12 protein-coding genes are annotated in these 14,249 nt (G+C 56.5%); 6 read left to right on the top strand and 6 right to left on the bottom strand.

Features of this window, described 5'->3' with window-relative positions; genetic code table 11:
* Positions 1-92: 92 nt before the first annotated feature.
* A complete protein-coding gene (locus PEL01S_RS10045) occupies positions 93-1,364 on the top strand; it encodes an MFS transporter (protein WP_063178953.1) in 1,272 nt (423 codons plus the stop codon).
* Between the two features lie 129 nt (positions 1,365-1,493).
* Here the strand turns inward: PEL01S_RS10045 and PEL01S_RS10050 are convergent, their stop codons facing one another.
* The 3 genes from PEL01S_RS10050 to PEL01S_RS10060 all read right to left on the bottom strand — a co-directional run bounded on the left by PEL01S_RS10050 (position 1,494) and on the right by PEL01S_RS10060 (position 3,523).
* Positions 1,494-2,051 carry a PadR family transcriptional regulator gene (locus PEL01S_RS10050; RefSeq protein ID WP_127460197.1) on the bottom strand — a complete coding sequence of 186 codons (558 nt, stop codon included), beginning with the start codon at positions 2,049-2,051 and terminating at the stop codon, positions 1,494-1,496.
* 206 nt (positions 2,052-2,257) lie between these two features.
* A complete protein-coding gene (locus tag PEL01S_RS10055; RefSeq protein ID WP_127460198.1) occupies positions 2,258-2,548 on the bottom strand; it encodes a hypothetical protein in 291 nt (96 codons plus the stop codon).
* Between the two features lie 288 nt (positions 2,549-2,836).
* On the bottom strand, positions 2,837-3,523 hold the full coding sequence (locus tag PEL01S_RS10060; protein ID WP_127460199.1) for a DUF3995 domain-containing protein: 687 nt from the start codon (positions 3,521-3,523) through the stop codon (positions 2,837-2,839).
* Positions 3,524-3,938: 415 nt separating this feature from the next.
* Between PEL01S_RS10060 and PEL01S_RS10065 the strand changes: the two genes are divergently transcribed.
* Positions 3,939-5,114, top strand: a complete 1,176-nt coding sequence (locus PEL01S_RS10065) for a hypothetical protein (protein WP_063178908.1) — start codon at positions 3,939-3,941, stop codon at positions 5,112-5,114.
* A gap of 489 nt (positions 5,115-5,603) precedes the next feature.
* Here PEL01S_RS10065 and PEL01S_RS10070 read toward each other — a convergent pair whose 3' ends face one another.
* A complete protein-coding gene (locus PEL01S_RS10070; RefSeq protein WP_063178910.1) occupies positions 5,604-6,554 on the bottom strand; it encodes an MBL fold metallo-hydrolase in 951 nt (316 codons plus the stop codon).
* A 255-nt stretch (positions 6,555-6,809) separates the two neighbouring features.
* Here PEL01S_RS10070 and PEL01S_RS10075 point away from each other — a divergent pair, with 255 nt between their 5' ends.
* Positions 6,810-7,235: a universal stress protein gene (locus PEL01S_RS10075; protein ID WP_063178912.1), complete on the top strand. Its 426-nt coding sequence runs from the start codon at positions 6,810-6,812 to the stop codon at positions 7,233-7,235.
* A 228-nt stretch (positions 7,236-7,463) separates the two neighbouring features.
* On the opposite strand, the gene cysK is transcribed toward PEL01S_RS10075, so the two are convergent.
* Positions 7,464-8,402, bottom strand: a complete 939-nt coding sequence (gene cysK, locus PEL01S_RS10080) for a cysteine synthase A (RefSeq protein ID WP_010499868.1) — start codon at positions 8,400-8,402, stop codon at positions 7,464-7,466.
* Positions 8,403-8,648: 246 nt separating this feature from the next.
* Here cysK and PEL01S_RS10085 point away from each other — a divergent pair, with 246 nt between their 5' ends.
* The 3 genes from PEL01S_RS10085 to PEL01S_RS10095 are packed head-to-tail and all read left to right on the top strand — an operon-like array spanning position 8,649 to position 12,096.
* Positions 8,649-10,118, top strand: coding sequence for an aminotransferase class I/II-fold pyridoxal phosphate-dependent enzyme (locus tag PEL01S_RS10085; protein ID WP_164824269.1), 1,470 nt, complete (start codon positions 8,649-8,651; stop codon positions 10,116-10,118).
* 20 nt (positions 10,119-10,138) lie between these two features.
* A complete protein-coding gene (locus tag PEL01S_RS10090; protein ID WP_127460201.1) occupies positions 10,139-11,356 on the top strand; it encodes a cysteine desulfurase in 1,218 nt (405 codons plus the stop codon).
* 44 nt (positions 11,357-11,400) lie between these two features.
* Positions 11,401-12,096 (top strand): YggS family pyridoxal phosphate-dependent enzyme, encoded by a 696-nt coding sequence (locus PEL01S_RS10095; RefSeq protein WP_127460202.1) that lies wholly within the window; start codon positions 11,401-11,403, stop codon positions 12,094-12,096.
* A gap of 96 nt (positions 12,097-12,192) precedes the next feature.
* Here PEL01S_RS10095 and PEL01S_RS10100 read toward each other — a convergent pair whose 3' ends face one another.
* The gene (locus tag PEL01S_RS10100; RefSeq protein WP_127460203.1) at positions 12,193-13,935 is read right to left on the bottom strand and encodes a sigma-54 interaction domain-containing protein; all 1,743 of its coding nucleotides are present in this window, start codon (positions 13,933-13,935) and stop codon (positions 12,193-12,195) included.
* Between the last annotated feature and the right edge of the window lie 314 nt (positions 13,936-14,249).

Consider the following 14,249-nt stretch of genomic DNA (forward strand, 5'->3'; position numbering starts at 1 on the left):
TTTACCGATGCAGCGAAATGTCGTATCGTAATAATACCTTGTAAAAGGGGAAGCGACAGAACGCATTTTTGGGATAAGGAAGGTGGATGATGATGAAGAGCGGATCGGGGCCATCCAAAATATATTACGGGTGGGTCGTCGTGCTAATTGTGTTTGTAACCTTGCTGATAGCGGCAGGAATCCGCTCCGTACCGAGCCTTTTTATGCTGCCTTTTCAAGAAGAGTTTGGCTGGAGCCGCTCGGACATCTCTACGGTGGTAGCGACCAATATTCTCTTGTACGGCTTGATCGGGCCTTTTGCGGCGGCATGGATGGAAAAGTTGGGGGTTCGCCGGACGATGGCGATCTCGTTGCTGCTGCTGGCCGCGAGCCTGTCCTTGACCCCTTTCATGACTTCCCTATGGCAGTTTGAGCTTGTATGGGGCATCGTGGCGGGCATCGGGACGGGGACACTCGCCAATGTGCTTGGCGTCACGGTAGCCAATCGGTGGTTTGTCAAACGAAAAGGGCTCGTCGTAGGAATGCTTACTGCAAGCGCGGCTACGGGACAGCTGCTGTTCCTGCCTCTGCTTGCCAAAATAACGGAGGAGCTCGGCTGGCGGTATTCCGCTTATGCGGCCGTGGCCGCCCTCCTGATATTGCTGCCGGTTGTCGTCATCTGGATGCGGAATCATCCGTATGAGGTGGGCGCCGCGCCTTATGGCGAGGAGCAATTGGTGAAGCCGAGCCCGTTTCGCGGAAACTTGTTTCTGGAGCCGTTGATCTCGCTTCGCCTCGCTTCCCGCAGCTTAACCTTCTGGCTGCTGGCGGGCACGTTCTTTTTCTGCGGCTTCACGACGAACGGCTTGATCGGGACGCACTTGATCCCAGCCTGTGGCGATTTTGATATCTCAATGGTGACTGGGGCGGGGCTCCTTGCGCTGATGGGCGTTTTTGATCTGGTGGGCACTACGCTGTCGGGCTGGCTTTCCGACCGTTTCGACAACCGCTGGCTGCTGTTCTGGTATTACGCGCTGCGGGGTCTTTCGTTGATTTACCTGCCGCAGGCCTTGGGGCTGGGTCCGACGCATCTGCTCGTATTCGCCGTCTTTTACGGCCTCGATTGGATCGCGACCGTGCCGCCGACGGTGAAGCTCACGACGGATGCTTTCGGCAAAGAGCGCGCGGGCATGATTTTCGGCTGGGTTGTGGTCGCCCACCAGATCGGCGCGTCGACGGCCGCTTATTCGGCGGGCGTTTTGCGCGATTGGCTGGGCAGCTATACGCTGCCGTTTATGTTAGCGGGAGCGACTTGCTTCGTCGCCGCTTTAATGGCTGTGAGAATTCAAGCCGCCAGCCGGCAGAAGGTCGCTGCGGCCGGCTGACGATACAGCGGGTTCGACGTAAGCGTCGGGGGCGAAGGTGGTTTTTTCGGGACGCCGGGTGCGGGGAGCGATCCGGCGTCCTGCGTTTTCTGTAGATAAAAAGCGATTCGGCATCGCATTCGTTCCTTTTCAGAACAGCAAGCCTTGCTCAAGTTTGCCGACCATGCCTTCGATCCACTGCAGCTCGGCTTCCAGACGCGCCGAGAAGAGCCGCAAATTTTCGCTTAAATAATGCGGAGAATTGGCGGGGAAAAGGTTAAAATCGGCGGTGGCTTTAAAGCTTTCGATATCGGCGCGGAGTAGGTTGATCCGGTGACGGAAGGCGCCGAGCAGATGATCCTTCGAAATGCGGTTCATGAACATCAGCGCGATGTGGAACGAATCGAACTCCGGCTTGTATTCCCATATGGCCTTGTCCAGCAGCCGCTCGAATTCCTGCCTTCCCTTCTCGGTTACTTGGTAAGCGATTCGGGCGGGTCCTTTTTTATTTTCGATGATTTGCTCGGGGGAGGTCGTTTCCGCAAGCCCTTCGGAAGCCATTTTATTCAGGGCAAAATAGATGGACCCGTAAGCGATGTTCGCCCACTTGCCGGCATGCCAAATTTCCAGCTCCTTGCGTACATCGTATCCGTGAATCGGTTGACGTTTGAGCAGAACGCCCAAAATAAGCAGACGGGTTGACGACATGATCTGTGTCCCTCCCGAATGGATATGGTCGAGTTATACTTAATTGATCATAAGGCAAAATGGTGATTTTTGCAAAATTTTCCCAAATGAAAATCGTTGAAAGCAACATGTTCATGGACAATTCTTAGGTACAAAAGTGCCCCTCAAGTCAACTGACGCTCGATCGGCGTGTGCTGGGAGGGGGCAGCTTTTGTTTTGATTGAGCTTTATCTTTTGATGCCGTGCTGCTTCTCCAGATGCTCCGCATGGGTGCGCAAATACGAGTGTGACCCGCCCGGTCGATGCCGTCGAACATCCAGCCTCTGAGCCCGAGCGCCTGCTGCATCAGCTCCGCTACCGGTTTGGCGTCTCTCGTCTGGAAAATATACGTTCCCGAATCGTCCGTAAAAAAGATTTCCGACGTATGGAAGCCGGCGGCCGAACAGCGCTTCCACCAAGGGAAATTCGGCGAGTTCCTTTACCCATTGCTCGTCGATTTCGATGTTGTCCAGCGACATGCTAATCCCTCCGCAGCAGATGAAATAACTGAATTCATAAAAAAAGACATCAATGCACCGAACCACGAAGCGGGAAAGCTTCGAAGGCATGGCACAATCATGTCTCTCCAGTGGACTGGTCGATGATTAATAATTTCGATGGAAATACTAGGGATATTAATCATCTGTATCATAATCCGGGCTTGTTTTTGTTGTCAATGCCAAATTTGCTGCAAAAACCTTGTACGGGCTAAACGGGCAAAAGCAGCCGCTTTTTTGGCAGCTGCGTTTTCCCGCTGTTGTGAGTGATTAAAAGCTAATTTTATCGACAAAATCAAAGGCGATGGAGCATACGAACAGCGTGGTCAGGAGTACGGCGAATATCAAGTAAAGCGCCGTGCCGCGACGCAAAGCGGACAGTGAAATACCGGAGGCTTGCGCGTAGTGAGCGGCCGTTAAACCGGATAATAGGCCCATAACGAGAAACCATGGCTCGTAAACCAGCAGATCCCATAAAGCCATGCCGTGCAGATCGATGTCGATCCAGTACTGCTCCGGCAGGTTGATAGAGATGATACCGGCTAGAAAAAGGGCTCTCGTGACGATTCCGGCCGCTCCATGCGCAAGCAAGAAGGCCGTGCAGAGGAGCGTGGGGATTAAAATAATCGCTCGGTGGATCGGTTTCCCCGCAATCCACGGCACCCATGCCGGAACGGTCCGTCCCCATGGCTTGACGAGCCCAAGCAGTATAAATCCGCATATCATGATCAATACGCCCGCAAGATAGCTCGCCATATAAAACCCCAGCTCAGGGTTTCTGGGTTGCCCCGACATGCCTATAGCTCCTCCCGCTGCTTGATAGAACCGGACGAACACCGCATAGATGAGCGCCCAAACGCAGCCGGCGTAAGCGGGCCATACCGCCCTCTTGGTGAAGCGTTCGAAGGTGCTCCGTTTTGGGGCTAAAGCCATGTCATTCATGGTAGTTTGCTGCATGGAGATATGCTCCTTTCTTGTTCGGCCAAGGCGCGTGCTGGGAAATCCCGGCCCGGTCGTGAAGCTCAGTTCTTTTGATGGCGACATCCTGATGATATACCGAAGAAGCCGTTTTGTGACGCGTCTGCAGATCTGTTTACCGGCAGGTCCACAGGTCCGTTTGCGAACAGGAAAAAGGGAGGATCCTCCTGACTAGCACCCTCAATTTCCGGTCAATGTCCTTTTGACTCCTCGATCTTTCCTCTTTCGCTTGAAACCGGCTCGCTCCGCATCGCTGCCTTCGGAGGAGTGGTGGCATCCGGACGATTTAAAGCGAGAGCTGCTGCAATTAAGATCGGTTAACTTTGCAAAAAAACTTGAGTCTGCGCCCGTTTCCCAGTATATTGGGGATATCCATATTTCACGGGGGTAGAACATGAGTCGAAACGACGAACTGACCGGGTATGGCCGCCATCATCTCCAGATGGAATCGTACGGAGCGGCCGCCTTTTGCTTTTATCGGGCTATAAAAGAAAACGAATTCAACGGAAACGCGTGGAACGGACTTATTCTTTCGCTCAGTCTGATGCGCCGGGAGGAAGAGATCCGCACGACGCTCGCCCGCTTCGCGCTACAGCCGGGGCTGGATTTCGACCGCGATCTGCTGACCTTCGTCTTCATGATGTGGCAGCAAAATCCGCACGCTTTGGCCCAATGGCTGCGCCGGGTCGTTGAATTCAACGGCATTCCCGAAAAGGACCAGCTGGCGTTCACGGAAATTGCGGAGGACGCGGAGCGGGCTTACGAGGATCTGGTCGCGAAGTACGGCGCGGAATCGCTGCACAGCCGCGGCATGCTGACGCTGGAAGAGTATGCGGCGCGTCCGATTCAATTGGACTGGCTGCTGGAAGCGCCGGTCGATACGATTTACGAGCAACTGCAGTGGTGGCTCGAGGACAAGGACTCGGCGCTCTCGGCGGTGCGTCTGCTCTGCATGCTGCCCGACACGCGAAGCGAAAAGCTGCTGCGCCGCGTCTGCCGGAACGTCGCCATCGAGCCGAAGGTGCGGACGCACGCGCTGCTGGCGCTCCGCTGGCTTGGCGTGCGCGGCAATGCAAAGCTGTACAAGTTCAACGAGTCGTTCGTCATCGACTTGGACAACCCGAAGCCGGAGCTGACCATTTCCGTTCCGGCCGTTTACAAGCCTGCGCTGGACCGCGTGAAGCTGTGGGCGGCCAAGGAGAAGGGGCTTGTGATGCCGGAGGTGTACGAGCAGTACGCTTCGACGGACGAGGTCCAGCTGCCGCCCGAGATCGTCGAGAAGCTGGACGAGGCGGAGGTGCCGCCGCTGCTGCAAGAAGTGTCGCATGCGCTCATCCGCGCCGCTCATGATGAATACTATCCGCTTGTGCCGACGATCAGCGGCACACGCCAATGGAGCGCCGCGCTGCTCATGCTGATGAAGGATTATGCCGTCGGCATCGGGGAAGAGTGGCCGTACGGCGAGCCGGAGCAGGACGAAACGGCGAAACAGCACCGCAACTGGCTGCTGAGCGCGAGCCCGGATTTTTATCCGAGCATCGAGGAGGTGCGCAAGTTGAAAGAAAGCTGAGCCGCGCGGGCTGTGTCCGTCGCTGATGTACGGCATCGTCACGTGCGACTTGTCTGCCGCGGAAGAAGCGGGGTAGGGGACTGACCGCCGAGTGCAAGAGACTGGCGCTGTCATTGGAATGCACCGCCGCGAAGCGCCCGGAGGGCACAGTAACGCTGCATGATGGGCGGTTTGAGTTGTCACACGGCCCGTTCAGCCTAAGTTGGGAAAATAAAGGAACTGCGATGCGTTAAGCAGAGCGTTTGGAATGCTCGTAGGGGAATAGAGGAAATACGATGCTCTATCCTTGTCGAAAAACATTCGTTCGCGCTAAGCTTAGGCCGATAGCGCACCTGGAGTTCCGCTAATTGTTCCAGCCCTGACCGCTCGCATGGATTAGCGCATCCACGTTCCGCTATTTTTTCGAATTGCCGCAATAAAAAAACGCCAGCCGAGATGACGGTTGGCGTTTTTGATTTGTGTTGGCGAGTAGGGGAGACCGCCGGGCGGTCAAGACGAGGCGGAAGCGCCCAAATCCACCTCCATCAAATCCCGGCCCACCGTAATCGGTCCGGCATAAATCTCGCTCATACCCCGGATGTAGGCGGCTTCCGCTTCCGGCGTGTTGGCCGGGGCCGGAATATGGTGGGTGAGCAGTAGATGCTTGACGTTCGCCTGGCGGGCGATTTCGGCCGCTTGCAGCGTCGTCGTATGGTATTTTGCCGGATTACCGAGGCCTGTCGCCTGCTCCGGATACATGGCGATCAAAGCATCGAGCCACTCCTTGTTGTAAGCCTCGTGAACGAGCAGATCGGCTCCTTGGGCATAACGAACCATATTGTCTACCGGAAGCGTATCTCCCGAGATGACGGCCGCTTGCCCGTTATATTCGAATTTGTAGGCGATGGCCGGGTATACCGGACGATGGTCAACCTCAAAGGCCGTAATCCGGATGCCGTCCCGATCGTATACGACGCCTTCGTTGCACTCGTGATACTCGATTCTGGAACCGCCCAGGGCGGATTTGTTGTAATTGATTCGCAGATCGACGTCGAAGGCGAACGACGCTTCCATTTTTCCGATAATGTCCCGGGTCGTTTCCGGGCCGTATACTTGCATCGGCACCGTGCGGTTCTCGTAGACGGCGCCCGGGACAACATGCGTTCTCCAACTGCTGATGAACACGTCGAAAAAGCCGGAGTTGTGATCGCTGTGGTGATGCGTGAACAGCACGTCCGAAATGCGCTGGGGCATGATGCCGGCCAGTAGCAACTGGCCGACGGTTCCGGCTCCGCAATCGACGAGAAATACTTTGCCGCCGGCGAGCACGGCCACCCCCGGTTTGGCGACCCCGTATACCGCCCGCGGCGATCCGGTCCCGAGTAAAATGACTTTTAAATGCTCATGAAAATCGGGTACAAGTTTTTCTTGCCCTTGAATGTGCTTGGCGAGGTCTGTCAATCGAAAAAGCCCCTTCCCGTGTGTAAAATGCAAGCCTGTATCGTGGTCTGAATCCAGTATAGAGCATGAGGCACGAGTTTACCATACAAATCATTTTGGAATAGTCGGAATTAAAGGGAGGGCTTTCTGTCAGGCTGGCTTTCGGCGCTGCTGTCATACCGATGACAGCGCCTTGACAAGCTTTCGTTTATTTGTCCGTCAGGTGTGCTATACTTGTTATGTTGCCTGCTATCGATTTCCGAAAGGATGGTTACCATGTTTACAAGAATATTGGTTGCGTACGACGGTTCCGAGCTGTCTCAAAGAGCCTTGGCCAAAGCGAAAGAGCTGGCGGGAGAGTCGAACGCCAAGCTTGACGTCGTTCATGTGCTGCATCATCCTGTTGTCGTCATCGGCGAAGCGGTCGTGTCTCCTCCACGAAGCTATGAAGAAGAGTACATACAGCATGCGCAGTCTCTCATCGACCAAGCGAAGCGCGAAATCGCCGGGCTTCCGGAAGCAAAAGCCAGCCTGCTGCAAGGCCAACCTGCGGACTCCGTACTGGATTATGCAGGGGAGATCGGTGCGGATCTTATCGTGATCGGAAGCCGGGGCTTGTCCGGCCTCAACGAATGGGTGCTCGGAAGCGTGAGCCATCATGTTGTGCAGCACGCCCGGATTCCCGTCCTTGTCATAAAATAGGTTCGAAGCGCGTTCATGGCCAGCAATTTTGAAATAAAGCGGTTGACCGACCGGGATCATGCAGATACGCTGTGCTCATATCAAATTTTTCGGAATTGGTAAATAAAAAAGGACGTGCGCAGGAACCGCAATCGCCTTGGCGATCGTTCCGCGTACGTCCTCTTTCATTGCGCAGCTCCGCCCCTCGGCGCCGCGCACTTCAGCATGCCACGCATGTCGCTCGCGCAGCTATTCCTCCTGATACAAGTCGGTCGACAAATAGCGCTCGCCCGAATCCGGCAGCAGCACGACGATCGTCTTCCCTTCGTTCTCGGGCCGGATCGCCAGCTCCGTAGCGGCAAAGGCCGCGGCGCCCGACGACATGCCGACCAGCAACCCTTCCTGCTGACCCAGCAGCCTGGAGGTCCGGTAAGCGTCGTCCGTGCGCACTTTGACGATCTCGTCGATGACGGACCGGTCGAACACTTCCGGCACGAAGCCCGCACCGAGCCCCTGGATGCGGTTAGGTCCCGGCTTGCCGCCGGACAGCACAGGCGAATCGTGCGGCTCCACCGCAACGATGCGTACGGCTGGATTGTGGCGCTTCAGCACTTCGCCGACGCCCGTCACCGTTCCGCCGGTCCCGACGCCTGCGACAAAAATATCGACTTTGCCGTCCGTGTCCGCCCATATTTCTTCCGCCGTCGTCTTCCGGTGAATCGCCGGATTGGCCGGGTTATTAAACTGCTGGGGGATGAACGAATGCGGAGTTTCCGCCGCCAGCTCGTCCGCTTTGCGGATCGCGCCCAGCATCCCTTCGCCGCCCGGCGTTAACACGACCTCCGCGCCGAGCGCCTTCAGCAGATTGATCCGTTCCCGGCTCATCGTATCCGGCATGGTCAAGATCAGCTTATACCCCCGTGCAGCCGCTACGGATGCGAGGGCAATGCCGGTATTGCCGCTTGTCGGCTCGATGATGACGGACTCCTGCGGACGAATAAGTCCCCGCTCCTCCGCATCGATGATCATGGCATAACCGATTCGGTCCTTGACACTCCCGGCCGGGTTGAAAAATTCCAGCTTCGCCAGCAGCGTCGCTTTCAATTCCTGTTTTTTATGATAATTGGACAATTCCAGCAAAGGGGTATTCCCGATCAGATCCGTTAAGTTTTTTGCGATGCGGCTCATCTGTATTCCTCCATTCATTCCGATTAACCCTATTCTTTTAATTACAATATATCATGATACTGCAACAACGATCGCGAGGTCAAACGACGCCTGACGGATAAGGCCGGCGCGGCATACAAAGACGGTTAAACGATAGGTTCAAACTATGATTATGATACGAATAATTGAATTGAACGATAGATCAGGTAGGCTTATACTGGACTCCGTAAGTATATCATCCAGAGAGAAAGAAAGGGAATCTTCATGATCGATCAACAGCGCACGCCGCTATTTTCTGCTTTGCTGGAGCATGCGCAGAGACAGCCGCACCAATTTCATATCCCCGGGCACAAAAAAGGGGAGGGGATGGAAAGCGGCTTTAAGTCGTTTATCGGCGACAACGCTTTGTCCATCGATCTGATCAATATTGCGCCGCTGGACGATTTGCACCAGCCGACGGGCGTCATCAGGGAGGCGCAGCGTTTGGCGGCGCTTGCCTTCGGGGCGGATGATACGCTGTTCTCGGTACAGGGCACCAGCGGCGCCATTATGACCATGATTATGACCGTCTGCGGACCGGGAGACAAAATCATCGTGCCGCGCAATCTGCATAAGTCGATTTTGTCCGCCATCGTCTTTTCCGGGGCCAAGCCGGTGTTCGTATCTCCGGAGCGGGACAAGAAGCTGGGGATCGACCACGGGGTGTCCGTCCGCTCGGTGAAAAAGGCGATCGAGATGCATCCGGATGCCAAAGCGGTGCTTGTCATCAATCCGACCTACTTCGGCGTCTGCACGAATCTGCAGGCGATGGTCGAGACGGCCCACCGCTACCGCATTCCGGTGCTGGTGGATGAAGCGCACGGGGCGCTGCTCCATTTTCACGACAAGCTGCCCATGTCGGCGATGCAGGCGGGAGCCGATATGGCGGCGACCAGCATGCACAAGCTGGGCGGCTCGCTGACGCAGAGCTCCCTGCTGCATGTGCGGGAAGGGCTCGTTTCGGTCAAACGGGCGCAGACGCTGTTCAGCATGCTGACGACGACATCGACCTCGTACATCCTGCTCGCATCGCTTGATGCCGCCCGTAAAAATCTCGCCACACGCGGGAGGGAAATAGCCGACTGGACCATTCGGCTGGCCCAGGAGGCCCGGCGGAAAATTAACAAGATTCCCGGGCTATTCTGCTTCGGCGAAGAGATTTTGTGGACGGAGACGGCATACGATTTCGACCCGACCAAGCTGACGATCCATGTGCGGGGGCTCGGCATGACGGGGTACGAGGCGGAAAATCGGCTGCGGGACCGGCACAATCTGGAGGTGGAGCTGAGCGACCTGTACAACATCCTGTGCCTGATTACCCCGGCGGACACGGAGGAATCGATTGCCGTGCTGCTGCGGTCGCTGGCGGAGCTTGCCAAGGAGCGGAGCAGCGGGCGCCAAACGGTGGAGCGCGACATCCGTCTGCCGGATATTCCCCAGCTTTCGTTAACGCCGCGGGACGCGTTCTATGGGGACACGGAGAAGGTTCCGTTCCTGGAATCGACCGGCCGCATCATCGCGGAATCGATCTACGTGTACCCGCCGGGCATCCCGATCCTGCTCCCCGGGGAAGTGATCGGCGAGCGGCATATCGCTTATATCGCCGATCATCTGGAGGTCGGACTTCCGGTGAAAGGTCCGGAGGATTTGACGCTGCGCGAGGTCAAGGTCATCGTCGAAGCGAACGCGATTTTTTAAAGGACAAGGAGGGGAGCCGGATGAACGTTTCGGCCTTGCGCGAATGGTTTCCGATCTTGAAGCAGCAGGTGAACGGGTATCCGCTGACGTATTTGGACAGCGCGGCTTCGGCGCAGAAGCCGGTTCAAGTCATCGAAGCGCTGAAGCGCTTCTACGAGTGGGACAACGCGAACGTGCACCGCGGGGTGCACACCCTCGGCTCGCGGGCGACAGAAGCATACGAGGGGGCGCGCGCGAAGGTCGCGCGTTTTGTGAATGCCGCCTCGGAGGCAGAAATCGTCTTTACCCGCGGGACGACGTCGAGCATTAATCTGGTCGCCGCCGGGTACGCAAGGACGATGTGCAGGGAAGGGGAAGAAATCGTCCTTACCCCCATGGAACATCACGCCAACCTCATCCCGTGGCAGCAGGCGGCCAAGGCGACAGGGGCCGTATTGAACTATATTCCGCTGCAGGAGGACGGCACCCTCTCGCTGGAGGACGTGGCGAGAACGGTCACGTCCCGGACAAAAATCGTCGCCGTCTCCCATATCTCCAACGTGCTCGGTGCCGTCAATCCGGTCAAGGGGATCGCCGAGATTGCGCACCGGTGCGGGGCGAAGCTGCTCGTTGACGGAGCGCAGGCGGTTGCGCACGGGAAAGTGGACGTGCAGGAGCTGGATTGCGACTTCTATGCATTCTCCGGGCATAAGATGTGCGGTCCAACCGGCATCGGCGTGCTGTACGGGAAACGGGCGCTGCTGGAGGCGATGGAGCCGGTCGAATTCGGCGGCGAGATGATCGGCCATGTCGATCTGCGGGAAGCGACGTGGAAGGAGGCGCCGTGGAAGTTCGAGGCGGGCACGCCGATCATTGCCGGAGCGGTGGGCCTGAGCGCGGCGATCGAGGTCTTGAACCAAATCGGCATGGATGCGATCGAGAAGCACGATCTGGAGTTGACCGCTTATGCCGTCGCGCGGATGGAGCGGATCGAAGGTCTGACGATCTACGGCCCGACAGAGGGGCGCATCGGGATGGTGACCTTTAACCTGGACGGCATTCACCCGCACGACTTGGCGACGGCGCTGGATGCGTACGGGGTGGCCGTACGGGCGGGGCATCATTGCTGTCAGCCGCTGATGAGACGGCTCGGGGCGCAAGCGACCGCCCGGGCGAGCTTTTTTGCCTACAATACGGAAGAGGAAGTCGACCGGCTGGCAGAAGGGCTGTATCAGGCCAAGGCGTATTTCGCGGATTAGCGGCGAATTCGGGCGGTAGAATTTATGAAGAGGAGGGGCGGGCGATGGACGGCATATCGTCTAATTTAGCCGCGGCCGAGCGCCGTATTCGGGCTGCGTGCCTTCGCGCCGGGAGGCGCCGGGAGGACGTCGGGATCATCGCCGTTACGAAATACGGCTCCGCCGATTTGACAGCGAAGATGCTGCAGCTCGGGATGGCGCACATCGGCGAAAACCGCTGGCAGCATGCGCAGCCGAAGTGGGAGGCGCTGGGAGGTCAAGGCATCTGGCATTTTATCGGCCATCTGCAGACGAACAAAGTGAAGGACGTCGTCGGCAAGTTCGCGTATATCCATTCGTTGGACCGGATGTCGCTGGCGACGGAAATTCAGCGAAAAGCGGACGCCTTAGGCGAACCGGTCCGCTGCTTCATTCAAGTGAACGTGTCCGGGGAGGAGAGCAAATACGGCCTGCAGCCGGAGGAGCTTGTCCCGTTCGCGCGGCAGGTGTCCAAGCTGGATGCCGTACAGGTGGTCGGTTTGATGACGATGGCACCGCTGGACCGGGAAGCCGAGGCGGCCCGGCCCGTATTCCGCGGGCTGCGGCAGCTTCGCGACGAGCTGAACGAAGCGGGGGCGCTTAGGTACGAAGTCCGGCACCTGTCGATGGGCATGTCCGGCGATTTTGAAGTCGCGATTGAAGAAGGCGCTACATGGCTCAGGCTCGGCTCCGTCCTGTGCAAGCAGGAAGGCCAAGCCTGACGCAAAAACGGCAAAAACGGCAAAAGCGGCAACCCCGCAGAGCGGTATCGTCATGCGCTCGGAGTTGCCGCTATTATTTTTCAGCAGGTGGCCGGGTTATCCCAAATGAAGCTCCTTCATTTTGTTGTACAGAGTTCCCCGGGAGATGCCCAGCAGCTTGGCAGCGGCGCTCTTGTTGCCGAGCGTCTTGGCCAAGGCGTCTTCGATTAACGATTTTTCCTCTTCCTCGGTATTCCGCGTTTTCAGGATTCGCAATTGCTGGTCGGGCTGCTCCGCTTTGGGCTTGTCCAGCTGCGGCTGCTCCTTTTGCAAATGCGCAGGGAGATTGGTCATCGTAATGCGTTCGTTTTCGCTAAGAATCAGACATCGCTCCACGACGCTCGTCAGCTCGTTGATATTCCCCGGCCAATCGTAATTGGAGAACGCGAGCATAACTTCGGGGTCAAGCTGCGGAACCGGCTTTTGATACTGCAGCGCGAATTGTCTGACGAACGTTTGAACCAGCGAAGGGATGTCTTCCTTTCGCTCGCGAAGCGCAGGCAGCGCGATGGAAATGACGTTCAGCGCGTAATATAAATCGGACCGGAACAGCTGCTTTTCGACCATCTTCTGAAGGTCCTGATCGGTCGCCGCGATGATGCGGGCATGCACCGGAATGGGCACGGTCCCGCCTGTCCGGACGACCGTTTGCGTCTGAATATACTGCGACAGCTTCGCTTGAATGTCGGGTGGCAGCCGGTCGATCTCGTTCAGGAACAGCGTGCCTTGATCGGCCAATTCCAATTTGCCGGCGCTGCCGGTCGGATTCCCCGAGAAGGCGCCCCCTTGAAAGCCGAAAAGCTCCGTTTCCAGCAATCCTGCAGGAACGGAACCGCAATGCAGTGTCATGAACGGCTTATCGGCCCGCGGGCTCGCTTGATGGATCACTTGGGCGAGCTGCTCCTTGCCCACCCCGGCTTCCCCAATGACCAGCAAAGGATTTTCGGCCCCAGCCACTTTTCGCGCCAGCCGGATCGCATTGCCGATCAGCTCGCCTTTGCCCTTGATGAAGGAAAAGGGGTCCTCCTGGCTCGCCTGTTCGTCGAAGCGCGCCATATGGGTCGAGGAAAGCTCGTCGTTCAGACGGACCAATTGGGTGATGTCCTGCTCCGTGGCAATCCCGCCGATAATATGACCGTTATAATCCACAACGGGAGAAGCGTTAACGAGCACGTGGTTGCCGGGACGCGGACGGTGATATGTATTCCGGATCATCCGGCCTTCGTCCAGCATCCGGAGCACCATAAGCGCTTCCGGCTGGAAATGCTCGCCGATGCGTCTTCCCAATATATTTTTCTTGGCGATGCCGTACGTCTCTTCGGCGACGGTATTCCAGCAGATCACCGTGCCGGTTTGGTCGACGACCGTGACCGCATCGGTTACCGTTTCGGCCAGCGTGAGGAAGTAGGAGGCAAGCCGCTGCTGTTCTTTATATACAAAAGCCAACAGCTCGGCCATGTAGCTGTAGCCGACCACGGCTTCGTCCGCTTCCCGGAAGATGATAGGTCGCTGGGTTTCGGCAGGCAGCCGTAAGAAGCTTTCATAGTTCCCGGCGGCAGCCTCCGAATAGGGGAGAACGGTTGACAGCAGATTCGGGCTGCCGGGCAATTCGTCGACCGTTTTGTCATGCCCGTGCTCGAAAAGCCAAAGGTCCCCGGCGGTAAACAAGTAAGCGCCGTTATCCTTCAGGATGCAGACGGCGGCGTCCTGTCGCAGATGTGTCGAAATGTCGCCGATTGTCGAATGAAGAGGGAGCATATGCAGTTGTCGATGAATAGGTAATTGTTCAGCATTGAACATAGGCAGCCTCGCATGAGTTTTATAATTAAATTAACATGAAAGAGAACGGGTTACAACTGAATGCAAGCGGTCTTTTGGATTATTTATCATGCAAAATATGTTCATTTTTGAACATAAAGAACGAACGATAAAAGTTTTTTTGTCAATAGTATGTACAAAATAGAAATAAGTATGTATAATTTGATGCATAAAAGATGAAAAAAATGATAAATAAGGGAAATTAAGAGAGAAATAAAGCGATTTTGCATAACTGTGCCGTCTCATAAAAGAATCCTTGCAAGCTTTAACTTCAAACCATGCATCAGATTTGAAAC

The sequence above is a fragment of the Paenibacillus elgii NBRC 100335 genome (assembly GCF_004000865.1).
Classification (GTDB): domain Bacteria; phylum Bacillota; class Bacilli; order Paenibacillales; family NBRC-103111; genus Paenibacillus_G; species Paenibacillus_G elgii.